The 26,644-nt window shown below is 67.2% G+C and carries 17 protein-coding genes; 10 read left to right on the plus strand and 7 right to left on the minus strand.

From position 1 onward, the window contains the following. Positions 1-26: 26 nt before the first annotated feature. On the plus strand, positions 27-1,103 hold the full coding sequence (locus JQT59_RS03890) for a S1C family serine protease (protein WP_213574697.1): 1,077 nt from the start codon (positions 27-29) through the stop codon (positions 1,101-1,103). A gap of 3 nt (positions 1,104-1,106) precedes the next feature. Here the strand turns inward: JQT59_RS03890 and JQT59_RS03895 are convergent, their stop codons facing one another. From JQT59_RS03895 to JQT59_RS03905, 3 genes are all read right to left on the minus strand, one after another. Then, positions 1,107-2,144 (minus strand): alpha/beta hydrolase, encoded by a 1,038-nt coding sequence (locus tag JQT59_RS03895; RefSeq protein WP_213574699.1) that lies wholly within the window; start codon positions 2,142-2,144, stop codon positions 1,107-1,109. A gap of 129 nt (positions 2,145-2,273) precedes the next feature. Beyond that, positions 2,274-3,131, minus strand: a complete 858-nt coding sequence (locus JQT59_RS03900) for a PIN domain-containing protein (protein ID WP_213574700.1) — start codon at positions 3,129-3,131, stop codon at positions 2,274-2,276. 133 nt (positions 3,132-3,264) lie between these two features. After that, the gene (locus JQT59_RS03905) at positions 3,265-3,741 is read right to left on the minus strand and encodes a GtrA family protein (RefSeq protein ID WP_283254043.1); all 477 of its coding nucleotides are present in this window, start codon (positions 3,739-3,741) and stop codon (positions 3,265-3,267) included. Positions 3,742-3,840: 99 nt separating this feature from the next. Between JQT59_RS03905 and dprE1 the strand changes: the two genes are divergently transcribed. The 4 genes from dprE1 (at position 3,841) to JQT59_RS03925 (ending at position 8,320) form a co-directional block, all read left to right on the plus strand. Continuing rightward, a complete protein-coding gene (dprE1, locus tag JQT59_RS03910) occupies positions 3,841-5,274 on the plus strand; it encodes a decaprenylphosphoryl-beta-D-ribose oxidase (RefSeq protein WP_213574702.1) in 1,434 nt (477 codons plus the stop codon). After that, positions 5,271-6,032: a decaprenylphospho-beta-D-erythro-pentofuranosid-2-ulose 2-reductase gene (dprE2, locus tag JQT59_RS03915; RefSeq protein WP_159918813.1), complete on the plus strand. Its 762-nt coding sequence runs from the start codon at positions 5,271-5,273 to the stop codon at positions 6,030-6,032. The genes dprE1 and dprE2 overlap by 4 nt, the downstream gene beginning before the upstream one ends. A gap of 65 nt (positions 6,033-6,097) precedes the next feature. Continuing rightward, on the plus strand, positions 6,098-7,936 hold the full coding sequence (locus tag JQT59_RS03920; RefSeq protein WP_213577408.1) for a galactan 5-O-arabinofuranosyltransferase: 1,839 nt from the start codon (positions 6,098-6,100) through the stop codon (positions 7,934-7,936). 108 nt (positions 7,937-8,044) lie between these two features. Next, positions 8,045-8,320, plus strand: a complete 276-nt coding sequence (locus JQT59_RS03925) for a hypothetical protein (RefSeq protein WP_213574703.1) — start codon at positions 8,045-8,047, stop codon at positions 8,318-8,320. On the opposite strand, the gene JQT59_RS03930 is transcribed toward JQT59_RS03925, so the two are convergent. After that, positions 8,317-9,018 carry an MspA family porin gene (locus tag JQT59_RS03930; RefSeq protein ID WP_109326058.1) on the minus strand — a complete coding sequence of 234 codons (702 nt, stop codon included), beginning with the start codon at positions 9,016-9,018 and terminating at the stop codon, positions 8,317-8,319. The two genes, JQT59_RS03925 and JQT59_RS03930, sit on opposite strands and share 4 nt — an antisense overlap. A 215-nt stretch (positions 9,019-9,233) precedes the next feature. On the opposite strand from JQT59_RS03930, the gene JQT59_RS03935 reads away from it, so the two are divergent. Continuing rightward, the gene (locus JQT59_RS03935; protein ID WP_213574706.1) at positions 9,234-11,039 is read left to right on the plus strand and encodes a glycosyltransferase family protein; all 1,806 of its coding nucleotides are present in this window, start codon (positions 9,234-9,236) and stop codon (positions 11,037-11,039) included. On the opposite strand, the gene map is transcribed toward JQT59_RS03935, so the two are convergent. Then, complete coding sequence (gene map, locus JQT59_RS03940) at positions 11,036-11,800, minus strand: type I methionyl aminopeptidase (RefSeq protein ID WP_213574708.1); 765 nt, start codon at positions 11,798-11,800, stop codon at positions 11,036-11,038. The genes JQT59_RS03935 and map overlap by 4 nt on opposite strands. A gap of 51 nt (positions 11,801-11,851) precedes the next feature. Here map and JQT59_RS03945 point away from each other — a divergent pair, with 51 nt between their 5' ends. From JQT59_RS03945 to JQT59_RS03960, 4 genes are all read left to right on the plus strand, one after another. After that, a complete protein-coding gene (locus tag JQT59_RS03945) occupies positions 11,852-12,121 on the plus strand; it encodes a helix-turn-helix domain-containing protein (protein ID WP_213574710.1) in 270 nt (89 codons plus the stop codon). Positions 12,122-12,228: 107 nt separating this feature from the next. Further along, positions 12,229-15,495 (plus strand): arabinosyltransferase domain-containing protein, encoded by a 3,267-nt coding sequence (locus JQT59_RS03950; RefSeq protein WP_502939778.1) that lies wholly within the window; start codon positions 12,229-12,231, stop codon positions 15,493-15,495. Positions 15,496-15,586: 91 nt separating this feature from the next. Further along, positions 15,587-18,910, plus strand: coding sequence for an arabinosyltransferase domain-containing protein (locus JQT59_RS03955; RefSeq protein ID WP_213574712.1), 3,324 nt, complete (start codon positions 15,587-15,589; stop codon positions 18,908-18,910). Positions 18,911-19,006: 96 nt separating this feature from the next. Beyond that, positions 19,007-20,044, plus strand: coding sequence for a hypothetical protein (locus JQT59_RS03960; protein WP_249354100.1), 1,038 nt, complete (start codon positions 19,007-19,009; stop codon positions 20,042-20,044). 26 nt (positions 20,045-20,070) lie between these two features. Here JQT59_RS03960 and JQT59_RS03965 read toward each other — a convergent pair whose 3' ends face one another. Together JQT59_RS03965 and pks13 are read right to left on the minus strand one after the other, a co-directional pair. Then, entirely contained in the window at positions 20,071-21,615 is a 1,545-nt protein-coding gene (locus JQT59_RS03965) for an acyl-CoA carboxylase subunit beta (protein ID WP_213574714.1), read from the minus strand. Then, positions 21,615-26,597, minus strand: a complete 4,983-nt coding sequence (pks13, locus tag JQT59_RS03970) for a polyketide synthase Pks13 (protein ID WP_213577412.1) — start codon at positions 26,595-26,597, stop codon at positions 21,615-21,617. Before pks13 ends, JQT59_RS03965 begins: the two co-directional genes overlap by 1 nt. Positions 26,598-26,644: the final 47 nt, after the last annotated feature.

Consider the following 26,644-nt stretch of genomic DNA (forward strand, 5'->3'; position numbering starts at 1 on the left):
GCACCCCTCGACGGAGGTAGCCGGGCATGCCGAGTTCCCGCACCGCATCGGTCGTCGCCGTGGCGGTGGCGGTGGTCGGCGGTGTTCTCCTGAACCCGCCGCCGGTTCGGGAGGCGGGCGTGCCCACGGTGAGCGTGGCTCAGCCCGCCGCCCCCGCCCCACCTCCGCCGATCGTCCTCACCCCCGAGGAGATCGAGGCACGCGTCGCACCGGTCATCGTCACGCTCGTCGCGGATTCGGGACTCGTCGACACCGCAGGTACGGGCATCGTGCTGACACCCGACGGCGTCGTTCTCACCAATCATCATGTGATCGACGGTGCATTCGACATCAGCGCAGTCACCCTCGCCGACGGTGCGGAATATGTGGTGGACGTCCTGGGCTACGACAGCTCGCGCGACATCGCGGTGCTGCAATTGCAGGGTGCTGATTCGCTGCCCACGGCAACGCTGGCGACGTCCCCTGCCACCCGGATCGGTGACCCCGTCACAGCCGTGGGCAACGCCGAGGGCAACGGATATCCTGTGGCGGCAAGAGGATTCGTCACCGATGTAGGCCAGTCGATCACCGCTAGAAGCTCGACAGACGGTTCCCGGAACCGGTTGAGCGGTCTGATCGAAGTGGACGCCGCGGTGCGCCCGGGCGACTCCGGCGGCCCCCTCGTCGACGCCACCGCCACCGTGATCGGCGTCAACACCGCGGGCAACGCGGACTCCGATCCGTCGACCCCTCCACCCGCGCAACCACGTTCGTATGCCGTTCCCATCGCCACCGCGATGGCCGTCGTCGATCAGGTCCGTGCCGGTAGAACGTCATCCACCGTGCACGTCGGTGACACAGCACTTCTCGGCATCAATGTCACGAACCACGAGCGGGGCGCCGAAGTGCTGTGGGTCGGCATCGGGACCCCGGCAGACGACGCGGGACTCGAGATCGGCAGCATCATCACCGATTTCGATGGAGCACCCGTCCGCTCGTCGACCGAACTGAGCGAACGCATGAACGCGAAACACCCCGGCGACACAGTGTCGGTGCTCTGGCTCGACGACCGCGGGCAGTCGCGGGCAGCCACCATCGTCCTCGACGAGGGTCCTCCGCGTTGACCGTCACGCCGTGGCGCCCTGCACCATCCCGTCGTCACGCCGGACACGGACGGCCACGAATCTGGCGATCCTCCGCAGCACCGCACGACTTTCCGGCAGCCCCGGCCACAACGCCGGAAAAGCATGCACCTGCCCGTCCCAGATCTGCAACGTGGTCGCCACCCCCGCGGCGCTGAGCCGGTGCGCCATCAACTCCGAATCCGACCGCAGCACTTCACCTTCCGCGGCGATCAGCAACGACGGCGGCATTCCCACCAGATTGCCGTTCACCGGCGACAACGCGGGGTCGAGCACGCCGTCGACCTCGGCTCCGAGCTTCCCGATGGTGACCAGCGCCTCGATCGGTGCGAACACGTCCTTCGCCGCGTTGACATGCACCGACTTCTCCGCGCAGTCCAAATCGAGCAACGGGGACAATCCGATGAGTCCGGCAGGCAGATCGACGTTCTCCTCACGGGCTTTCAACGCGGTCGCGAACACCAGGAACCCGCCTGCGGAATCACCGGCAAAGACCGTCCCGTCCGCCCGGGCACCGTTTTCGAGCAGCCACTTGTACGCCGTCAGGCAGTCGTCGACCGATCCGCTGATGTTCGTGTCGGGCAACTGCCGGTAGCCCACGTGCATCACCGGCAGTCCGGTGAGTTTTGCGATGGTCGCCACCACCGGCCGGTGCGTGTTCAGGCCACAACAGAGGAATCCACCCCCGTGAAGGTAGAGAACGACGCCCTCGCTCAGGTCCGGCGAGACTCCGGGAGCGCGCACGACCTCGGCGTCGAAACCGGGCAGTCGAACCTTCTGTCGGCGAATGCCGGACGCGGGCCGCATTCCCGCGGCGAGATCGAGCAGTGCCGCCCGGCGGATGGCGGACTCGTTGATCGGGGCCATTCGGACGACAGGGCGAAGAAACCAGCGACAGGCCTGGTAGAGGAGCTGGGATTCAATACTCGGCCCGGCGAGTCGGGCACCGGGCCGGTACTGCACCGTCGGTTTCCCGATCCGCTGTTCCGCAGGTGTGTGGCGGTCGTTCGGCACAGATTCCATGCCCGCTCCCTCGTCGCCTACGCCCGTCTTCGTTGACGGGCGTCTCTCCACGGTAGAAGTATCCGGCGCCGCGTTTGTCCCACATCGGCGCATCGGCATCGAGTCGTAACCAGCGGGTAGCGAGCCGGATCAGCCGAAATCGACGTCGTCGAGTTCCTCGACGATGCTCACCCGCCGGGTGCGACCCCCGATCATCTTCCCGAAGCCGCGGCGCCCACCGCTGTCTGCCTTCCCGGACGGCGGAATGCGCTGAGGTGCGGCGCGTGGGCGCGGCACGGTGACCGGCGGCGGGTCGGGTACCCCCGGCCGCTCCTGTTCCGCCGGCGGCGCAGAACGCGGCACCGAACTGTCGAGGATGACCGGTTCGGGCTCCGGGCCGGGTAGGTCCTCGGTGTGGAGATCCACGTCGGCCAGGCTGGTGGCCCACCACACACGCCCGTCCAGTCGGCGTTCCCGTAGTTCGGCTGCGATGTCGTCGTGCCATACCGGGGGTTCACCGCCCCCGAAGGATCGGGTGTTGGCACTGACCCACACGACACCGTCCGGGTGACGATCGGCCAGATCGAGAACCGTCAGCCAGTTCACCGTCGCCGCGTAGCCGTCGTACCTCTTCTTCTCCCGGTAGGGGCGCCGGCGCTGGACGGCGCGCTGGGCAATCTCCACGTGCGAGCACCCCACCGGCTCGACCACCTCGACGCCGATCTTCTCCAATTCGCGGGCGAGGGCGACCACGTACCCACCGGCCTTCGCCCGGGCCACATCGACGAACAGCGACAGGTCCTCCCGCAGTCCGAGCCGGTCGTACATCCTGGCCTGGACGGTGAGCGCTTCGATCATCGCCGCCGACTCCCGCTGGTACCGGTCGGCGATCTCGAGGAGAACGAGCCGGGGAACCGCGACCCGGACACCCCGGTTCACGGCCGTGCGCACGAAAGTCTCGAAACGCGAATCTCGCGTGACCGCCGATGTATCGAGAACGATGAGCATTGCCCGATTGTGCAGGAGAAACTCACTCGCGCTGCAGCTGTCGCCGGGTCGTTATGCAATCTCGATCACGACGAAAGCACCGCAGGCTCGATCACGACGAAAGCACCGCAAGAACTGTCTCGAGGCCGGAGGGTCAGCCGATCTTGAAGATCACCGCGCGCTGGACGACGAAGTTGATGACCGTTGCCGTCCCCTGCGCGATGACGAATGCCACCGGCAAGCGCCACCATTCGTCGGGGAATGCCTGGTACATGACCCAGTTGAGACCCACCTGCACCGCGAAGGTCACCGCGTAGAGGATCACGACCGCGACGAAACGGGCCCGGCTCGGTTCCGCTTTGAACGTCCACCGGCGGTTGATCAGATACGCCGTGGTCGTGCCGGCGATGAAGCTGATCGACTTGGCCACGTTGACGGGCAGTCCCACCAGTTCGAGGAGCAGCCAGTACAGGCCGAAGTCGACGATCGCCGACAACCCGCCGGTCAGGACGAACCGCACGATCTGCGTCTTCAGGTCCAGTGCGTCGTCCGCGATGTTCTCGGTGACGGGAATCTCGACCGGGAGGGGAACGTGATGTTCGTGCTCGTGACTCGGCTGGGTTTCTGACACGACGACGAGAGTAACCACCTGTGCGTACTTGTTAACCCCCCACTGTTGATAAGTACGCACAGGGCCGGTGGGTCCTACCGCCAGGTAGCCTCTATCTCGATGTCCACGACAGCAGAAGAGACGCCCACCCAGGCGCTCCCCACACAGACCCGCACCCTCACCGGCTGGGGACGCACCGCGCCCACCACGGCGCAGGTGCTGTCCACTCCCGATGTCGAAGTGATCGCTCGAGCGGTCGCCCAGGTCGCGGAGAAGAACGAGTCGAAGCCCTCTCACCTGCAGCGCGGGGTGATCGCCCGCGGCCTCGGCCGCTCGTACGGCGACCCCGCGCAGAATGCCGGCGGCCTGGTCATCGACATGAATGCGCTGAACCGCATTCACCGCATCGACCGCGAGACCCATCTGGTGGACGTCGATGCCGGCGTCAATCTGGACCAGCTGATGAAGGCCGCCCTGCCGTTCGGCCTGTGGGTCCCGGTGCTGCCCGGCACCCGCCAGGTCACCATCGGCGGCGCCATCGGCTCCGACATCCACGGGAAGAACCACCACAGCGCGGGCAGCTTCGGCAACCACGTCGTCTCGCTGGATCTGCTCACCGCCGACGGCCAGGTGCGCAAGCTCACGCCGAAGGGCGGCCGCAACGACCCCAAGGGCGCGCTGTTCTGGGCGACGATCGGCGGCATGGGCCTGACGGGCATCATTCTCCGGGCGACCATCAAGATGACGCCGACCGAGACGGCGTACTTCATCGCCGACGGCGACGTCACGGGCAGCCTCGACGAGACGATCGCCCTGCACAGCGACGGCAGCGAGGCGAACTACGAGTACTCGAGCGCGTGGTTCGACGCCATCGCGGCGCCGCCGAAGCTCGGCCGCGCCGCAATTTCCCGCGGTTCCCTGGCCAAGCTCGACCAGCTGCCGGAGAAGCTGCAGAAGAATCCGCTGGCGTTCGACGCACCGCAGTTGATGACGTTCCCGGATATCTTCCCGAACGGGCTGGCCAACAAGTTCAACTTCTCGCTGATCGGCGAGCTGTGGTTCCGTAAGTCCGGGACATACCGCGGCAAGGTGCAGAACTTGACGCAGTTCTATCACCCGCTCGACATGTTCGGGGAGTGGAACCGTGCGTACGGTTCCAACGGCTTCCTGCAGTACCAGTTCGTGGTGCCGCCGGAGGCAGTCGACGAGTTCAAGGCGATCATCCGCGACATCCAGAAGTCGGGACATCACTCGTTCCTCAACGTGTTCAAGCTGTTCGGTGAGGGCAACCAGGCGCCGCTGAGTTTCCCGATCCCCGGTTGGAACATCTGCGTCGACTTCCGGATCAAGCCGGGCCTGAACGAGTTCGTCACCGAACTCGACAAGCGCGTGCTGAAGTTCGGCGGACGCCTCTACACCGCCAAGGATTCGCGGACCACCGCCGAGACCTTCCACTCCATGTACCCGCGGATCGACGAGTGGATCGCCACCCGCCGCAAGTACGACCCCACCAATGTCTTCGCCTCCGATATGTCCAGAAGGTTGGAACTGTGATCAACGCCGTCGGGAACCCGCAAACCCTCCTGCTCCTCGGTGGCACCTCCGAGATCGGCCTCGCCATCTGCGAGGAGTACCTGAAGAAGGCTCCGATGCGGGTGATCCTCGCCGCTCTGCCCGGCGACCCCGGCCGGGACGCCGCAGTGGCGCAGCTGACGGCTGCCGGGGCGAACGCCGTCGACGTCATCGACTTCGACGCCGTCGACACCGAGAGCCACCCGAAGGTCATCGACGAAGCCTGGGCGAAGGGGGACGTCGACGTCGCCATCGTCGCGTTCGGCCTGCTCGGTGACGCCGAGGAACTGTGGCAGAACCAGCGCAAGGCCGTCCAGATCGCCGAGGTCAACTACACGGCAGCGGTGTCGGTGGGCGTGCTGGTCGGCGAGAAGATGAAGGCGCAGGGCTACGGCCAGATCATCGCCATGTCGTCCGCCGCAGGCGAGCGTGTACGCCGGTCGAACTTCGTGTACGGCTCCACCAAGGCCGGACTCGACGGCTTCTACCTGGGCCTCGGTGAGGCACTGCGCGAGTTCGGGCCCCGCGTCCTCGTGATCCGTCCCGGTCAGGTCCGCACCCGGATGTCCGCGGATGTGAAGGAAGCCCCGCTCACCGTGAACAAAGAAGACGTGGCCAAGCTGGCCGTCGCGTCGGCGGAGAAGGGCAAGGAGCTGGTCTGGGCGCCGGGCGCCTTCCGGTACGTGATGATGATCCTGCGGCACATCCCGCGCCCCATCTTCAAGAAGCTGCCCATCTAAGCTTCGCCCTCGTGACGGAAGCACGCGTAGCCCCCGCCCGTCGGGCACTGTCGACCGCCGCCGAGATGTTTTCGGCGGCGGTCGTCGCCGCAGTGGTCGCGGCGGTCGGACTCGTCGCGTTCGCGCGAGTGCAGTGGCCGGCCTTCAGTTCGTCCAATGTGACGCAGGCTGTCACCACCGTCGGTCAGGTGCTGGCCGTCGCCGGTATCGCCGTGTCGGTGCTGCTCGTGCGGCGCCACCGGGCAGTGCGGTTCGCGAGGCTGCTGTCGTGGGCGAGCCTGTCCGGGTTCGTGACGGTGACGCTCGGCCTCCCGCTCGCCGCAACCCGGCTGTACCTCCACGGCGTCTCCGTCGATCAGGAATTCCGCACCGAGTACCTGACACGGCTCACCGACTCCCCCGCGTTGCGCGACATGACGTACGCGGACCTGCCGCCGTACTACCCGGCGGGGTGGTTCTGGGTCGGTGGACGGGTCGCCGACCTCCTCGGGATGGACGGCTGGGAAGCGTTCAAGCCCTACGCCATCGGGTCGCTGGCCGTGGCTGCCGTGGTAGCACTCGTGTTGTGGAGCAACCTGATCCGGCACGACCTGGCGATCGTCGTCTCACTCGCGACCGCAGCGCTGGTCGTGGCATACGGTTCTCCCGAGCCCTACGGGGCGATCATCGCACTCCTGATCGGGCCCGCCCTCGTTCTGGCTTGGGGTGGGCTGCATCGGGCGTCCGGGCGCGGCGGCTGGGGCGCGGTGATCGGCACCGGACTCTTCCTCGGTCTCGCCGCAACCTTTTACACGCTCTACCTCGGCCTGGCCGCCTTCGCGGTGACTCTGCTCGCAGTGCTCGCCGCCGCACTCCGAATGCGATCGCAGAAGACGTGGCGGGGGGCGCTCGACCCGCTTCTCCGGTTGGCCGTGGCGGCGGTGGTGTCCGGGCTCATTGCCCTCCTGGTCTGGGGTCCGTATCTCCTCGAAGTGATCCACGGCTCGCCTGCCGCATCGGGAACTGCGCTGCACTACCTGCCCGAAGCGGGTGCGCGTCTCCCCCTGCCGATGATCCACTTCTCGTTGACGGGCGCCCTGTGCCTACTCGGGACCATCTGGCTGGTCGGCCGGGCAACCACGTCGCGTCGCGCGCAGGCGCTCGGGGTCGGGGTGGTGGCCATCTACGTGTGGTCGATGATGTCGATGGCTCTCGCCGCTCTCGGCAACACCCTCCTGTCCTTCCGGCTCGAGCCGGTGTTGATCGTCCTGCTCGGTGCGGCAGGTGTGTTCGGATTCGTCGAGTTCGCCGGCTGGCTCCTGCTGGCCACCAGCGACAATCCCCGAGTTCGTGGCGCAATTCTGGTGATCGGCGTGCTGGGCGGGCTCTCCTTCGTCCAGAACATTCCCCGGCACCTCGATTCCGACATCGCCGTCGCCTACACCGACACCGACGGCAACGGGGAGCGCGCCGACAAACGTCCGCCCGGTGCGGCCGCGCATTTCGCAGCGGTGGACGAACTCGTGCAGGACCAGATCCCGCGCGAACGTGATGACACAGTGGTCCTGACCGCCGACACCACCTTCCTCAGCTTCTACCCGTATCTCGGGTTCCAGGCACTGACGTCCCACTATTCGAACCCGTTGGCCGACTTCGCCGGTCGAGCACAGACCATCGCCGACTGGAGTGAACTCGACACGCCCGACCAATTGGTATCGGCCCTCGACGCATCACCGTGGCGCGCACCCGACGCCTTCGTTTTCCGCCAGGGCCCCGACGGGTACACCTTGCGCCTCGCGGAGGACGTCTACCCCAACGATCCGAACGTTCGCCGCTACACGGTGACGTTCCCGAAGGAACTGTTCGACGACCCCCGATTCACGGTGTCCGAAACCGGACCTTTCGTGGTGGTCACACGAAACTGATCGGTCGGTCCGCGTTTATCCCGGCTCGAGCGAGGGAACCCCGCACCCAGTCCAGGAGCGGAACCATCCGCCCTTCGAGGGGAATGCAGGTTGCGGCGAGGAGCGGTCATGCCCGATGCAGGAAGGCCGCCGCGCGACCTCTCCGGTCCCGAAGATCATGTGCTCGGCACCGGGGGTGGTGAGGTAGCGGTGCACGCCGGACTCGCATTGACAATCGGGGCGATCGTGGGTGTCTACGTGGGGCACTGGGCGCTGTTCGTCATCGCACTGATCGGGGTGTCGTTGTGGATTACCAGTGGTGTCGTCGTCCAGACCACACGGCAGAGGCCGCCGGACGTCGGTCCGGCGGCCTCCCACAGTCACTCGATCGAGCGTGCTGCCTAGTTGAGCTTTTGCGGCACACCGTAGGTCATCACCGAGTCACCGTTCGCCGTGACGGCCATCGCGTACGGCCGGATGGTGACCGGACCGATCGCACCGGAGATGAACCCGTGCATACCCTGCATCCGCACCAGAGCGGAAGGTCCGTCGAACTCCTGGCCTTCGAGGAACGGGACGGTGGTGATACCGCCCGGCTCGAGGTCGATGTCGAGTTCCTGCGACGGGATGATGGAGCCACCGATACCGGCGGCCGTACCGGCATTCAGTCCGAGTTCCAGTTCGGGAACCAGCCCGAGATCGATTCCGTTGTTCGATTCGATGAACCAGTCGAGGTTGGGCGTGTTGAGGACGATCGTCGCACCGGCGAGCGCCACCGGGTAGCCGATCTGATAGCCGAGGGTGAGCTGCGTGTCTTCGAACTCCGCGGCGTTCGGCCCGGTGATGTTCACCGCGGCGTACCCGTCGTGAAAGAACTCGACCGACGTCGGAACGCCGTCGAGCGGGGGAACCGTGTGATAGGAGGTATCTCCCTGGAGGACTTCGATGCGATTGCCACCGGCGTCGACGACGGAGCTGGAATTGTCGACCCCTGCCGAGGCAGTCCCATTGCCCATGACCATGCCGAGCACAGCAATTCCTGCAACAGCCACTGCGCGCGTGAACCGTTTGTATCCATACCGAGATGTGGTGATGTCCGTCATGCCGACCCCATTCAGAGTGCACTGCAACCGATACGAAAAAGCAAGCTGAGCGTAACCACAGGAAGCGAACAATATCCCCGTATTGATCAGAAGTTCACAAATGAACTTCCTGTGACATGGGCAACACTTCTGCCGTCACGCCACGAGTACCCCATCAGACCCTCCGGTACCCTCGGTCGATCGACATCGACCCGGATATTCGGAGGCGCGCCTGCGTGACTGAGATACTCACCGACGTCGGAACGACGCAGCGGTCCCTGAGCACCCCCACCGAGACCCCCGGCCCCGCACGCTCCCGAATTCGCCCCCACCCCGCCGATGTCGCTGCGGTGGCATTCTTCGTCGGCCTGGCTGTGTTCGTGCTGGTTCGACAATGGAAACATCTCGGGACCGGCTACCTCGTCCGCAGTGGCCAGGACCAGACCATGTGGGAATGGTTCTTCGCCGTTGCCGCGCACTCGGTGGTGCACCTGGAGAATCCGCTGTCGAGCGACCTCCAGAACTATCCCCTCGGCGTGAACCTCATGGGCAACACGGCGATGTTCGGTATCAGCATCCCCCTGGCGCCCGTCACCCTGTTGTTCGGCCCCGGTGTCACGTTCACCCTCGCGCTCACGCTGGGGCTGTCCGGCACGGCCATCGCCTGGTACTGGCTGTTCTCCCGCCACGTCGTCGCCTCGCGGTTCGCAGCGGCCGTCGGCGGCGTCGTGTGCGGATTCGCCCCCGCCCTCATCTCGCACAGCAACGGGCACCCCAACTTCGTCGCCCTGTTCCTCCTTCCTTTCATCGCGCTCGGCGTGATCCGGCTCGGCAGCGGACGACGTCCGGTGCGGGACGGTGTCGTGCTCGGCCTGCTGATCGCGTACCAGATCTTCCTGGGTGAAGAACCACTTCTGATCTATGCGCTGGCCTTCACGGTGTTCGGGCTCGCGTTCGCCGCGACCCGTCCCCGCGCCGCTGTGGCGTCGGTACGCAGGGGCGGCAAGGGGTTCGCCATCGCAGGCGGCGTCGCCCTGTCCATCGCCGCCCTGCCCCTGTGGTGGCAGTTCTTCGGGCCGGACAGTTACCGCGCACTCGAGCACGGTCCGGTGGGCAACGACACGGAGGCGTTCACCGGTTTCCCCACTTCCTCACTGGCAGGAGCCCCGGGAACAGCCGAGTTCAGCATGAACTCCACCGAGGAGAACGCCTACTTCGGCTGGCCGCTCCTGATTCTTCTCACGCTGTCGGGATTGTGGTTGTGGCGGATGCCGCTCGCGCGCGCAGCCACCGTGACCGTTGCGGCGATGGGCGTCCTGTCGCTCGGATCCACCCTCACCATCGGCGGAACCGATACGGGCATCCCACTCCCCTGGAAGTACGTATCGCATCTTCCCCTCCTCGAATCCGTTCTGGAGTCACGCTTCGCCATGGGCTGCCTCCCGGCGGCGGCGCTCCTCCTCGCACTCGGCACCGACCGCGCCCTCGCGTCCGCTCGGGCCGGGGAGCGAACCATAACCCTGCTGTGGATCGGCTGGCTCGCCGTCGCCCTGCTTCCATTGGCGCCCACACCCCTTGCCGTCGTACAACGGGACACCGCCCCCGACTTCTTCGCCGAAGGGACCTGGAAGCAGTACGTCACCGACGGATCGGTGGTGACCGTGCCGCTCCCGTCACCGGAGAATGCGCGGATGCTGCGCTGGCAGACCGAGCAGGACCTCGCCTTCCCCATCGCCGGGGGGTACTTCGTCGGCCCGGCCGGCAGTGACGCGAAGGGTAAGTACGGGCCGGACGATCGCCCGACCGCACTGCTGCTGACGTCGGCGCAGAAGTCCGGCAAGGTGCCCGACATCGACGAGCAGACGCGGACCCAGGCGCTGGCGGATCTGCGCTTCTGGAACGCCGACGTCCTGGTGCTCCCACATACCCACAACGATCGCGTTCTGCGTGAGACGGTCCGCCTGCTCATCGGCGAGCCGGCGACGCCTGTGGACGGCGTCTGGGTGTGGGACGTCCGCGCCCTGACGCGGGAAAGCGGTTAGCGGGTCAGCACTTCCGGTCCGTCTTCGCGGATCGCCACCGTGTGTTCGCTGTGTGCGGCGCGGGCTCCCGTCACGGTGCGCAGCGTCCATCCGTCGGCGTCGCAGCGGTAGTCGTCACTGCCGTCCGCGATGAGCATCGGTTCGATCGCGAGAACCATTCCGGGCCGCAACAGCAGACCCTTGCCCGCGCGACCCTCGTTGGGCACGTGTGGATCCTCGTGCATACGCCTGCCGATGCCGTGCCCACCGTGATCGGCGAGCATTCCGTAACCGGCGCCGCGCGCATACAGTCCGATGGCCGCACCGATGTCACCCAACCGGTTTCCGGGACGCGCAGCCGCAATCCCATGAGCCAGTGCCGCTTCGGTGGCCGCGACAAGTGCGATGTCCGCCAGGTCCGCCGTGCCCACGACGAAACTGATCGCGGCGTCACCACACCATCCGTCCAGCCGCGCCCCGCAGTCGACGCTGATCAGATCACCGTCGCGGAGTCGATACGGGCCCGGTATTCCGTGCACGACAGCATCATTCACACTCGCGCACAGAGATCCAGGGAAGGGAGAGGGCGCCCAGCTCGGGTGGTAGTCGCGAAACAGCGGCACCGCTCCCGCCCCGACGATCAGGTCGGTGGCCAGGGCGTCGAGGTCGAGCAGGCTCACCCCGACCGCGGCCGATTTCCGTACCGCAGCCAGTGCCGCAGCGACCACCTGCCCCGCCGCGCGCATCGCCTGCACCTCGGCTGCCGTCTTCAGCTCGACCACGACCCACCCTTACCTGTGTGCAATTTTTATACCGGTATTACTATATGGCACATGGTGCGTGTGCCGTTGACAGCCGAAGAACTCGAACGCGGGCAGAGACTGGGCGAGCTGCTGCGCGCCACCCGGGGAGACAGAAGCATGGTCACCGTCGCGCTCGACGCAGGCATTTCGGTCGAAACGCTGCGCAAGATCGAGACCGGACGTATCGCCACTCCCGCATTCTTCACCATCGCAGCAGTGGCCCGGGTCCTCGGCCTGTCGCTCGACAAGGTGGCCGATTCCCTCACCCCTTCGGTAACCGGAGGCATGGCCGCGTCCTGAGGCCGGTCGGCCGCCTCGGAAGCGGACCTCCGGTGCACCACACGACGTGAGGCCCGTACGCCGTGGTGACGGAGCACCCACGGGGAGTCACCGCCTACCATCGTCGTGTGCCGTCCGAAGTAGCAGAGAAGCCCACACGTTCGCCGTCGGAGCGGCGGCCGCTGCCCGACATTCGAAGCATCCGCACTTCCCGGCTCATCGCGATCGTCACCGGCCTGCTCGGTTTCGTACTGGCACTCGCCATCCCGTTGCTGCCGGTCGAGCAGGACGCCGCCTCGATCGACTGGCCACAGAACGGTGCTCTCAGTAGCGTCGACGCCCCTCTGGTGTCCTACGCGCCGCTGAACATGCAGGTCTCCGTGCCGTGTTCGGCTGTGACACAACTCGGCGAGGGTGGCGGCACCCTGGTCTCGACGCTGCCGAACGGCGCACCCGACTCCGAGTCGGCCGGGCTGGTGGTGCGGGCGGCCGCCGACGGCACGGTGGAGGTCGTCGCGCGGGGCAACACGCTGATCTCCGCGACCGACGCCGACGTGCGGGGTTGCGACAGGATCGAAGTCACCTCCGACCACCAGCGCACGTCCGCCGAGGTGACGGGTACCGCGGATCCCGTTGCAGGGTCCGTCGAGGGCGACGCCCGCCCGCAGATGGTCGGTATCTTCACCGATCTGCGCGGCAGCATCCCGGACGGCTTGAACGTACACGTCGACCTCGACTCCCGGTTCTCGTCGAGCCCGACTCTGCTGAAACTTCTCGCGATGATCGTGTGCGTCCTCGCGACCCTGTCGTCGCTGTACGCGCTGCACCGGGTGGACGGCATCGACGGCAGGCGCGCCCGCCGCTTCCTGCCTGCCCACTGGTGGAAATTCACCGGTGTCGATGCCGTGGTGATCGGGACGTTGCTGCTGTGGCACGTGATCGGAGCCAATACGTCCGACGACGGTTACCTGCTGGGGATGGCCCGGGTGTCCGAGCAGTCGGGCTACATGGCCAACTACTTCCGCTGGTTCGGGGTGCCGGAAGCACCGTTCGGCTGGTCGTACGAGCTCCTCGCGGCCCTCGTCAAGGTGAGCACGGCGAGCATGTGGATGCGACTCCCCACTCTGCTCGCGGCGTTGCTCTGCTGGATGGTGATCAGCCGGGAAGTCATTCCCCGCCTCGGTGTCGCGGTGCGGCGCAACAGGACTGCCCTCTGGACGGGTGGGCTGGTCTTCCTCGCGTTCTGGCTGCCCTACGACAACGGCCTGCGCCCCGAACCGGTGATCGCGCTCGGCGCCCTGCTCACCTGGTGTTCCATCGAACGCGCCATCGCGACCGGACGACTGCTTCCCGGCGCGGTGGCCGTGCTGATCGCAGCCTTCTCCCTCGCCGCGGGTCCGTCGGGTCTGATCTGCATCGCCGCGCTCATCGCGGGTGCGAGGCCCATCCTCCGCATCGTCATCGCGCGGGGTCACCGCGTGGGGTTCGCGTCGCAGATCTTGCCCGTCCTCGCTGCGGGCACCGTTGTGCTCGTGGCGGTTTTCGCCGATCAGACGCTGGCGACCGTGCTCGAGTCGACCCGCGTGCGGACAGCCGTGGGGCCCAACGTTGCCTGGTTCGACGAACGGGTGCGCTGGGACGCGCTGCTCGGCATCTCCCCCGACGGCTCGCTCGCACGCCGATTCGGTGTGTTCGTCATGCTGCTCTGCGTCGTCCTCTGCGTGATGCTCATCCTACGCAAGGGCAAGGTGCCGGGCACGGCGATCGGCCCGTCACGCCGCATTCTCGGCATCGTCTTCGCATCGCTCCTGCTCATGATGTTCACGCCGACCAAGTGGACCCACCACTTCGGCGTGTACGCGGGGCTGGCCGGATCGGTGGCCGTGCTCGCCGCGGTCGGCGTCGGGGCCCGAAGCATCCGCTCCAAACGCAACCGCACCCTGTTCGCCGCGGGCATCCTCTTCATCCTCGCCGTCGCCTTCACCGGATCCAACGGCTGGTGGTACGTCTCGAGCTACGGAGTCCCATGGTGGGACAAGCCGCCGATGCTGGCCGGGAAGGGTTTCTCCACCCTGTTCCTCGGTCTCACCGTGCTCGCGTTGCTCCTCGCCGCCTGGTACCACGTCCGAGAGCCCTACAGGAAAGACACCGAGCCCGACGGGAAACGTGCGCGCGTACTGGCTCCGTCACCGCTGACCATCGCCGCCGGCGCCGTAGTCCTGTTCGAGGTGTTGTCGCTGCTGAAGGGAGTGGTCGCCCAGTACCCCGGCTACTCCATCGGGAAGGCGAACATCGAGTCGATGACCGGCGGCACCTGCGCCCTCGCCGACGAGGTACTCGTGGAGACCGACCCCAACGCGGCACTGCTGCGTCCGCTGGCCCCGATCACCGACCCGGACGGAGCCGGCGCCTTCGCTGCCACCACCGCCGACGGCTTCACGGCCAACGGCATCGCCCGCGACCTCACCGCCGACTCCGAGAAGATCAGCAAGGGTGGGGCCAACACCGTCGACTCCGACACCGATGAGACGACCACCGGCACGAGTTCCGGTACCGGCGGCGGCACCGAGGCCACCGCCGGCGTCAACGGGAGCACCGTCACGCTGCCGTTCGGACTCGACCCCGCCCGCACGCCCGTCCTCGGTAGCTTCCAGACCGGCGAACAGCAGCCCGCCGCCCTGACGACGGGGTGGTACGGCCTTCCCGAGCGCACCGACGACGCCCCGATCGTGACCCTGTCCGCTGCCGGTCGCATCCGGTCGGTCGATGCCGACGGTGTCGTCACGCCCGGACAGATCCTGAAGGTGGAGTACGGCTCCACCGGCCCCGACGGGTCCGTCACCACACTGGGCAGCATCGATCCGATCGACATCGGACCGTCGCCGTCCTGGCGAAACCTGCGTGTGCCGCTCGAGTCGCTGCCTGCCGACGCGAATGCCGTCCGGCTCGTCGCCGAGGACCCGGACACCGACCCCGGCCAGTGGCTCGCCGTCACTCCACCGCGGGTGCCGAAGATGCAGACACTGCAGACGGTGGTCGGATCGACCGATCCGGTGCTGCTGGACTGGGCGGTCGGGCTCGCATTCCCCTGCCAGCGCCCCTTCGACCACCGGTACGGCGTCGCTGAGGTGCCGCAGTGGCGGGTTCTGCCCGACCGCATCGGCGCCGAGTCCACGAACGCCTGGCAGGACAGGATCGGCGGTGGCCCGCTGGGGTGGACCGACCAGCTCCTGTCGGCGAGCACCCTCGCGACCTACCTGTCGAACGACTGGGACCGCGACTGGGGCTCTCTCGAGCGGTTCACGCCGCGCGATGCTGCCACGACCCCTGCGCAGGTGGACACGGAAGAGGTCACCAGGTCCGGCACCTGGTCGGCAGGACCCGTTCGCTACTAGTTTGCACACTCGTTACCGACGGGTAAGTTCTTCCTTGGCGTAGGGAACCGCCGATATGACTCCTCAGGTTCCTGACATACCATCGACAACCGTGCCCGACGCCGTGACAATCCCTGTGTCCGAACCCGCAGCTCCCCCGCCGCCTGCCCGGCAGGACCGACGGGACGAGTACCGGACCGCTCGTCTGGTCGCCGTCGTCACCGGCCTCATCGGGTTGGTGCTGGCGTTGGCCACCCCGTTCATGCCCGTGGAGCAGAGCACCGCAACGGTCAACTGGCCGGAGAACGGCCAGGTCAGCGACCTCGAGGCACCGCTGATGTCGCAGGTGCCGGTCGCCCTGTCGGCCACGATCCCGTGCTCCGCGGTCGCGGAGCTGCCCGAGCGGGGCGGCATCCTGCTCTCGACCGCACCCGCGCAGGGTGACGGCGCCGCGTTGAACGCGATGTTCGTGCGCGTGTCGGACAAGTCCGTCGACGTCCTCGACCGCAACGTCACCATCGCGACGGCACCGCGCGAACAGGTGCAGTCGGGCACCTGCTCCGAGATCCGCATCACGTCCGACATCGACACCACCTCGGCTGAGTTCGTCGGCCTCCGCACATCCACCGGGGTTCCCATCGCCGGTCAGCTGACCGGCGACCTGCGGCCGCAGGTGGTCGGGGTCTTCAGTGATCTCCCGAACGGCGCGGCCCCGGCCGGCCTCTCGTTCACGATGGACGTCGATTCGCGGTTCTCGTCGAGCCCCACGCTCATCAAGCTCGTCGCCATGATCGTGGCCCTCCTCACCACCGCGATCGCCATGGTCGCCCTCGGCAGACTCGACGGCACGGACGGACGGGGGCACCGCAACTTCTTCCCGTCGCATTGGTGGAAGTTCACCGGCCTCGACACCCTCGTCGTCGGCACCCTCGTCGTCTGGCACTTCATCGGTGCCAACACGTCGGACGACGGATATCTGCTCACCATGGCGCGGGTGTCCGACCACGCCGGATACATGGCCAACTATTTCCGCTGGTTCGGTGTCCCCGAGGCGCCGTTCGGCTGGTATTACGACGTCCTGGCCGCGATGGCGAAGATCTCGACGGCCAGCCCCTTCATCCGCCTGCCCGCCCTGATCGCCGGAATTCTCTGCTGGCTGGTGATCAGCCGCGAGGTTGCTCCCCGCCTCGGCCGCTCCGTGCGCCGCAACAAGGTGGCACTGTGGACCGGGGGTCTCGTCTTCCTCGCGTTCTGGCTGCCCTACAACAACGGCCTGCGTCCCGAGCCCATCGTCGCCCTCGGCGCGCTGCTCACCTGGTGCTCCATCGAGCGTGCGATCGCGACCGGGCGGCTCCTGCCCGCAGCCGTTGCCGTGCTCATCGGTGCCTTCACACTCGCGGCCGCCCCGACCGGCCTGATGTGTGTGGCCGCCCTCCTCGCCGGCACCCGGCCGCTGGTCCGCATCATCGTCAAACGGCACCGTCAGGTGGGGACGCTGCCGTTGCTGGCGCCGATCGCCGCCGCCGGCACCATCGTCCTGGTCGTGGTGTTCGCCGATCAGACCCTGGCGGCCGTCCTCGAAGCCACCCGGGTCCGCACTCTGATCGGCCCCAACCTCGAGTGGTACAAGGACTTCCTGCGCTACTACTACCTGTTCGTGCCGACCGTCGACGGATCCGTCGCTCGCCGGTTCGCGTTCCTCACCATGATCCTGTGCCTGCTCACCACATTGTTCATTCTGTTGCGGCGCAGGAGAATTCCTGGTGCCGCCACCGGACCGTCGTGGCGCCTGCTCGGAGTGGTGTTCGGAACGATCTTCTTCATGATGTTCAACCCCACCAAGTGGACCCACCACTTCGGGGCGTACGCGGGCATCGCCGGTTCCCTCGCGGCGCTCACCGCCGTGGCGGTGTCGGCGTCCGCGCTGCGGTCGCGTCGCAACCGCACCATCTTCCTCGCCGGACTGCTGTTGATGCTCGCGCTGACCTTCGCCGGCATCAACGGGTACTGGTATGTGTCGAGCTTCGGGGTGCCGTGGTTCGACAAGACGGTGTCGCTGGGTGGCCGCGAGTCGAACACCCTCTTCCTCGTCCTCTTCGGACTCGCGGTGGCCCTCGCCGCCTGGCAGTACCTGCGTGAAGGTTTCGCTGCGCCGCCCGTCCGGCCCAACACCGAAAAGGGAAGGCGCATCAGGAAGTTCGCTGCCGCACCGCTCACCGTCATTGCCGGGGTCATGGTGCTGTTCGAGGTGGTCTCCCTGCTCAAGGGCGCGGTGTCCCAATACCCGGCGTACTCGCTGGCACGATCCAACTTCGACTCCGTTGCCGGTCAGACGTGCGGCCTTGCCGAGGACGTCCTCGTCGAAGGGGACACCAACGGCGGCAATCTCGCACCCATCCCCGACCCCACGACGCCGCTGGCCGACCCCGCCGATCCACTCGGTGGCGCCGCGCCCACCGGCTTCTCCCCCAACGGTGTGCCCGCCGACCTCACCGCCGATTACGTCGAGGTCAAACAGGGCATGGGCAACACCGACAACCAGAGCGTCGGCCCCAGCTTCGAGACCGGCGGCAGCGCCGGCACGAGCGGCGGCACCGGCCGCGTCGGCGTCAACGGCAGCACCGCCAAGCTTCCGTTCGGACTCGACCCCAGCACCACCCCGGTCATGGGCAGCTACCAGGAGGGCGTCCAGGAGCCGGCCACATTGTCGTCCAGCTGGTACGCCCTTCCCGAGCGCAGCGAGAACTCCCCGCTCGTCGTCATGTCGGCCGCGGGACGTATCTGGTCGGTCGACCCGACCGGCGCCACCACCTACGGGCAGTCCCTCCTCGTCGAGTACGGCAAGCGTCAGCCCGACGGCACCGTGCAGATCCAGGGCACCTACCTGCCCAAGGACATCGGGCCCGCGCCGTCGTGGCGGAACCTGCGGGTCCCCATCGACGAGCTCGCCCCCGACACCGACGCGGTCCGGATCATCGCGAACGATCCCAACCTCACCGGCGACCAGTGGCTCGCGTTCACCCCGCCGCGGGTTCCGACGCTCGACACGCTCAACTCGACGATCGGCAGCACGCAGCCGGTTCTCCTCGACTGGGCCGTGGGGCTTCAATTCCCGTGCCAGCGACCGTTCGACCACCAGAACGGGGTCGCGGAGATGCCGAACTACCGCATCCTCCCCGACCGGCCACTCGCAGTCAGCTCCACCGACACCTGGCAGTCCGCCGAGAACGGTGGCCCGCTCGGGTTCACCGGACTGCTGGCAGGCGCCACCGCCATCCCCACCTACATGCGGGACGACTGGGGTCGGGACTGGGGCTCGCTCGAGCGTTTCGACCGGTACTACCCGGACGCCACCGCGGCCACCGTCGACACCGCCACCAGCACCAGGTCCGGACTGTGGTCGCCCGGCACCCTGCGGGTGTACGACAGCCCGTAGCGCGAGTTATCCACAACTTCCGGTTCATCCACAGGGCAACAGTGCCACCTGCACTTTCCCGGAGGTGACCCCGGCAGGCCCGGCATGCTCTGATCCATGCGACGTGGAACGTGGGCCGACGACCTTTCCGCCATCACCGCGATCAGCCGGGACGCGGTGGTGCGGACGGCCGAGCTGGAACGGCTGGGCATCGCGAAGGGAACAATCTCCGCCCGCTGTGGTGAGCGTGGCCCGTGGCAGCGCATCCTGCCCGGCGTGGTCCTGCTGCACAACGGACCGCCGACGACGCTGCAACGGAACCTGGCGGCGCTCGAGTACGGTGGGCCCGACTCGTTGCTGTCCGGGCACGCGGCGCTGACCGCTCTCGGGTACAACCGGTCGGCGTCGAGAAACGATGTGCTGCTGCTCGTTCCGTCTGTCTGCCATCGACGCGACTGGGCGTACGTGAAGGTCGAGCGGACGTGGCGGATGCCCACCCCGGTCCAGCGCGGACTGCTCCGGCTCGCACCTCCCGAACGTAGCCTCCTGGACGCGGCGCGGCGGACCCTGCTACCCGACAGGTGTCGTGCGCTGCTCGCCGACGGAATCCGGCGCGGCAACGTCACCGTCGACGACCTGGCGCGCGAACTGGCGTCGGGCAGCCCCCGCGGAAGCCATGTGCCGCGCGCGGTACTGCGGGAGCTGAGCGAAGACGCGCACTCCGTCGCCGAGGTTCACGCCCGAATGTTGTACGCCGCGAGTGACCTTCCGCCACTGCAGCAGGGCGTCGACGTGCTCTCCGCGACGGGGCAGTGGCTCGCCCGCCCGGAGGGGTGGCTCGACGACGTGGCCCTGGCATGGGAGCTCGACTCGCCGAGGTATCACTTCTCCCCGGAACTGCACGACGCCACCATCATTCGTCGGGCGCGCATGCAGCGGGAGGGCATCGTCGTGGTCAGTCACTCGCCCGAGCAGATTTCGGCGGCACCGGCGACGGTGCTGGCAGACCTTCGCGCCGCCCGGTCACTCGCAGCTTCTCGTCCGCGTCCCTCGGTGTTCGCCGCCACCGGGCACACTCGGCAGTCGACGGGACTTCCCGCGGAGTTCGGCGGTGGCGCCGAACCGATGTCACAGCAATCGAATCAGACTGTGTGACATCGGCCTTGATCGGCGCGGATCAGCTAGAGCGGCATCAGATCGTGCTTGCGCGGATTGCGCTGCACCGTCTTGTCGCGCAGCATCGTCAGCGCCTTACGGATCTCGAGCCTGGTCGTGGAGGGCTCGATCACCGCGTCGATGTACCCGCGCTCGGCGGCGATGTACGGCGTTGCGATGTTCTCGTTGTAGAAGTTGATCAGCTGACGCCGGACCGCGGGTGCGTTCTCGCCGGCGGCCTCGATCTGACGGCGGCCGATGAGATCGACGGCACCCTCGGCGCCCATGACGGCGATGCGGGCGGTGGGCCACGCAAAGTTGATGTCGGCACCGAGCTGCTTGGAGCCCATGACAGCGTACGCGCCGCCGTACGCCTTGCGGATCACGACGGTCACCTTCGGCACCGTCGCCGTCACGAACGCGAAGATGAACCGGCCGCCCCGCTTGATGACGCCGATCCGCTCCTGCTCGAGACCCGGCAGGAACCCAGGCGTGTCGACGGCAAACACCAGCGGGATGTCGAACGCGTCGCAGATGCGGATGAAATGCGCGGCCTTGTCCGAGGCCTGCGCGTCCAGGGCACCCGCGGCGACCAGCGGCTGGTTCGCGATCACCCCGACCGTGCGGCCGTCCACGCGGGCGAAGCCGGTGATGATGTTGAGCGCGACTTGCCCGCCGATCTCGTGGAACTCGCCGTCGTCGAAAATTCGCAGCAGGATGTCGTGCATGTCGTAGCCGGCGTTGTCGGCGTCGGGAATGAAGGTGTCCAGATCCCGGTCCGAGTCCGTGATCTCCGGTTCGAGACCCGGGTTGACCACCGGCGGCTGCTCCATGCAGCTCGACGGCAGGAAGCTGAGGTACTTGCGCACCCACTCGAAGGCGGCCTTCTCGTCGGCCGCGACATGGTGCAGGTTGCCGTACTGCGCCTGGTTCCGGGCGCCACCGAGTTCTTCGAGGCTGACATCCTCGCCCGTGATCTTCCGCACCACGTCGGGTCCGGTCACGAACATGTACGACTCCTCGGTGGCCACCAGGATGTCGGTGTTGATGGGCGCGTACACGGCCCCACCGGCACACTTGCCGAGGATCATCGAGATCTGCGGGCACATCCCGGACAGCGGCTCCTGCCGGCGGCCGAGCTCGGCGTACCACGCCAGCGAGGTGACCGCGTCCTGGACGCGGGCGCCGCCGGAGTCGTTGATGCCCACGCAGGGGCAGCCGATCTTGGCCGCGAATTCCATGATCGCCGCGACCTTCCGGCCGAACATCTCACCGACGGAACCACCGAACACGGTCTGGTCGTGCGAGAACACTGCGACCGGGCATCCGTCGACGGTGCCGTGGCCGGTGACCACACCGTCGCTGTACAGGGCGTTGGGGTCACCGGGCTGGCGCATGAGCGCGCCCACCTCGATGAAGCTCCCGGGGTCGAGGAGCATGTCGATGCGGTCCCGTGCGCTGGGAATGCCCTTCTTCGCACGTTTCGCGATCGCCTGCTCTCCCGCGGGTTCCTTGGCGACGTCGAGCTTTTCGCGCAGCTCCGCCAGCTTCTCTGCGGTGGTCGTGGTCACTACTGTGCTCCGATTCCGACGGCGGAGATGGCCGCCAGCTTCTTGGTGAGATCGGCCCCGACCTTCGCGATGTACGGCTCGTCGACGATCTGCAGGTGGTCGCCACCGACGTGGATGATTTCCAGGTTCTCGACCGCGTCACCCCAGCCGCCGTCGGGCTTACGAGTCTTGAAAGCGGGCTCGAGCTGCATGACGTCGTCGTGATAGCGGTCGGCCATGTATAGGACCACCTCGCCGTCGTACTGCTCCAGCTCGGCAGTCTGGATGGCCCGATTATCGAGCCACGACGTGCGCTGGTGCTCGATGATGCCGCCGGGGATCTTGGTGCCGCTCAGCTTCAGCAGTTCGGTCAGGATCTTGACCTGTTCCTCGTCGCTGCCCGCCGCCGCGAGCTTGTCGTACGGCAGCGGGTAGTCGACGTTGTAGGTCTTCTTCGCGAACGCCGCGTAACGCTGCCAGCGCTTCCGGATCTCGTCCGGAGTCTCCGGCACCTCTTCACCCGCCATGACGGTGTCGATCAAGCCGACGATCCGGACGTCGGCACCCTCCGCCCGCAGCAACTTCGCCACCGCATACGCCAGCACACCACCGAGCGACCAGCCGTACAGCACGTACGGCCCGTCGCCCTGGATCTCACGGATCAAGGGAAGGTACTCGGCGGCCCGCTTCTCGATCGGACCCTCCGTGCGCTCGAACCCGTACATCGGCGTGCCCTCGGGCAGTCGCTTGAGCAGCGGCTCGTACACGACTGTCGAACCGCCGGCCGGATGGAACACGAATACCGGTACGGCTGTGGACCCTTCGGGACGCGCGCGCAGTGTGCGCACCAACCCGTCGATCTTGCCGGAGTCCTCGAGGAATCCGCGGACCACATTGGCCAGCTCCTCGATGGTGGTGGCATCGAGGACGTCGTCGAACGTGATCTCCCCGTTCGCACGCTCGGACAGGCGTGCGGCCAGCTTCTCCGCCACCTCGTCGCCGACGATCGGCAACGTGTTGAAGATGCCTTTCGCGGACTCACCGGTGACAACGGCCCACGTCGCGAAGGTCAGTCGCTCGGCCGCATCACGCGGTGGGACGTCCGAACCGGTCGCATCGGCGAACGCTTCCTTGCTGTCCATCGAATTGCCGTTCGCGACAACGCTTTCCTGTGGGGCGGGTTCGGTCACCGCCTCGGAGACCGGTGCGGCGGGTTCGGTCACAGACTCCGAACCGTTGGCGGCCCCGGCGGCCTCGGCATCATTAGCGGCCTCGGCGGCCTCGGCGGCCTCCCTCTCGGCCTTCTGCTTGTCGGCGAGCGCCTGCACCTCTTCACGGTTCTCCACCGCGTATCGCAGGTACTTGCCCACCTCCATGAGGTTGGCGTCCTTGACGGCCTGCAACTGAAGCTGCGGGATGTCGAACTCGTACTCGACGCGGTTCTTGATGCGCACCGCCATCAGCGAGTCGAGGCCCAGTTCGATGAGCGGGATCTCGGCAGGCAGATCTTCGGGTGAGTAACCCATCGACTCCGCAACGATCAACGCCAGGCGATCGTCCAGCGACTGCGAACCGTTCGGGTCCCATTTGTCCCCGATGTCTTCGACGACCTCGGGCAGTTCCTCCACCGGCTCCGCCGCCGGCGCCGCGGTAGCGACAGGCTCCGGAAGCACCTCTCCCGAGGAGACCGCAGCATCGAACAGCAGCGTGAAACCGGTCGCGGTCCGGGCATGCACCTGAACGGACGCACCACCGGGATGAGTGGTGAGCGTGGTGGTGAGGGTTCCATCGGCCGGAACCTCGGCATGGGAAATCGACGCGGTCAGCGCGACATCCGACAGCACCTGGGCCGCGGCGGCGGTGACCAGCGCGGGCAGGTCGGTGACGGCGTCGGCTTGGACTTCCCACACGTGGCGGCCGTCGGGCAAAGACACGTGTGCACCGGGAACTCGGTTGTTGCCGCTCGACGTGATGCGGCTGTGCACCCAGTACGGCTTCCGGAGCCACGCCGTGCGCGGCACGGACGCGTAGTCGCCGGCGGGCAGCAACGACGACAGGTCGACCGCGTGTCCGTGGACGTACAGCTGCGCCAGCGCGGCGAGCACACCGAGCGGCTCGTCTTCCTTGCGCTTGAGCGTCTGGATGAGCTGCATGTCGTGCAGACCGGCGTCGAAAGCCGTGGCCGCCACCGACATCAAAGCCACTGGGTTCGGGGCGAGCTCCACGAACGTGGTGTGCCCGCTTCCGACGGCGAGGCGCACGGCGTTGGTGAAGTACACGCTGTGCCGCAGACCCTTGGTCCAGTACTCCTCGCGGTGGATCGGCTCGTGGCCGGCGCGGTAGAAGGTGTCCTGATCGACCGACGAGTACACGCCGCACTTCAGCTTGGTGGGTTCGATTCCGGCCAGTTCGGCCGCCAGCTCACCCAGCAGCGGGTCCACCTGCGAGGTGTGGCTCGCGCCCTTCGTCTGAAGGACCCTGGCCATCTTCTCCTCACCCTCGGCCCGCGCGACGATCGCGTTGACCTCGGACTCGGGTCCGCCGATCACCGTGTGGGTCGGGGCCGCGTACACGCAGACCTCGAGGTGCGGAAAGTCCGGGAGAACGGTCTCGATCTCGGCCGCGCTGTACTCGACGAGCGCCATCAGACGGATGTCGTCGCCCTCGAGCGTGGCCTCGGCCTCACCCATCAGACGCGAACGGGCGCAGATCACCCGGACTGCGTCCTCCAGCGGCAGACCACCGGAGATGAACGCCGCCGCGGCCTCGCCCATGGAGTGACCGACCACGGCCTCCGGCTCGGCGCCGTGGTGGCGCAGCAACGCCGCCAGGCCGATCTGGATCGTGAAGATGCCGACCTGCGACGTCTCGACGTCGTAGTCGACGCTGTCGTCGAGGAACTTCTCCTTCATGGAGTAGCCGGCCTCGTCCTCGATCAGCGCGTCCACTTCGTCGATGGCCGCAGCGAACACAGCATTCTCGAGATACAGCTGCTTGGCCATCTTGCGGTGCTGTGAACCGAAGCCCGACAACACCCACACCGGACCCTTCGACGACGGTGAATCAGCCGAGAACACACCATGACCCGGCTTACCCGCGGCGACCGCACGCAATCCCGTGATCGCCTCGGAACGCGTCTTCGCCAGCACCACGGCCCGGGAACGACCGTGATTGCGGCGCGCGAGGGCACGAGCGACATCGGCGAGAGGCGTGGTGCTGCCCTCTTCCGTCTCGAGCCAGTCGGCGAGATCGGCGGCGGCACGGCGACGTCGTGAGGGCAGCGCGCCCGACACCGGAAGGACGACGGTCTGCTCCACAGGAGCGGTCTCATCCACAACCGCGGTCTCATCGACCTGCGTGGCGACGTCTGTCGTGTCGGCGCTGTCGTCGGTGACTGCGCCGGTGGTCTCCTCGTCGGCAACCGGCCCGGTGTATTCCCGCACGACGACGTGAGCGTTGGTGCCACCGAAACCGAATCCGGAGACACCTGCCACCGCGGCGCCCGAGTAGCGCGGCCAGGCCGCACCTTCCGGGATGACCTGCAGGTGTGCCTTGTCGAACGCGATGTACGGGTTGGGTCCCGCATAGTTCAGTGTGGGCGGCAGGGTGTCTTCCTGCATTGCCAGCACGACCTTGATGAGGCCGGCCGCACCGGCCGCTGCCTCGAGGTGGCCGAAGTTGGTCTTGGCGGATCCGAGGAGCGCAGGCTTGTCGTCGGCACGTCCACGCCCGACGATGCGGCCGAGCGCGTCGGCCTCGATCGGATCGCCGAGGATGGTGCCGGTGCCATGAGCTTCGATGTAGTCGACAGCCGAAGGATTGATGCCGGCGTCGCGGTACGCGTGTCGTAGAACATCGGCCTGAGCGTCCGGGTTCGGGGCCGCGAGACCGTTGGAGCGGCCGTCCTGGTTGACCGCGCTGCCGGCGATCACGGCCAGAACCTGGTCGCCGTCGCGCTCGGCATCTTCGAGGCGCTTCAGAACGACGAGTCCGCCGCCCTCTGCCCGGATCATGCCGTCGGCGTCAGCGGAGAATGCCTTGATGCGCCCGTTGGCGGCCATCACACCGAGCTGGTCGAACCCGAGGGTTCCGGGGGGTGCGATGAGCATGTTGACGCCACCGGCAAGCGCGACGTCGGATTCACCCGTCCGCAGCGAACGCACCGCCTGGTGCACGGCGACCAGCGAGGAGGAGCACGCCGTGTCGAGCGCGACGGAAGGCCCACGGAAGTCGTAGAAGTAGGAGACACGGTTCGCGACGATCGCCGTCGACGTGCCGGTCAGCGCATACGGGTGAGCGCCGCCCTCGGCACTGACCGCCAGCATCTGATAATCGTTGGCCGAGCTGCCGATGAACACACCGACCTGCTCGCCCTTGAGATCGCTCGCGGGAATGCGGGCGTGCTCGAGCGCCTCCCAGGTCAACTCCATCGCGAGGCGCTGCTGCGGATCGACGTTGACGACCTCGAGCGGAGACATCGCGAAGAATTCCGCGTCGAAACCCTTCACGTCGTCTAGGTAGCCACCCAGCGTGTTGGCCTTCTCGACCGCCGCCTTGATCTGCGGGTCGGCGGTGAATTCCTCCCACCGGCCCTCGGGGAGGTCGGAAATGCCGTCGCGGCCCTGCGCGAGCATCTCCCACATCTCGACGGGGGTCTCCCCCGCTCCCGGGAATCGGGTCGAGAGCCCCACGATCGCGATGTCGTGCGAGTCCGACGTCGGCGCGGACGCGTAGTACGCGGCATCGACCGAATCGTCGATCTGCTCGGGCTCACCCTCGATGATGCGCGTGGCGAGCGAGGCAATGGTCGGATGCTGATAGGCGACCGTCGCGGTGAGCGTCACGCCGACCAGTTCCTCGATCTCGCCGCTCAAGGCGACGGCATCGCGGGACGAGAGGCCGAACTCTTCCATCGGGCGGTCGTCGGTGATCTGGGCGACCGGCTGGCCGGTGGCGTCGGCGACCCAGTTGCGGAGCCACTCACGCAGCTGCGCAACCGTCATGTCGCCGGCAGACCCCGCCGCTCGGTCCGCATCGCTGGTGGTCGCAC

Source organism: Rhodococcus sp. USK13 (assembly GCF_018343855.1).
Taxonomy (GTDB): domain Bacteria; phylum Actinomycetota; class Actinomycetes; order Mycobacteriales; family Mycobacteriaceae; genus Rhodococcus_F; species Rhodococcus_F oxybenzonivorans.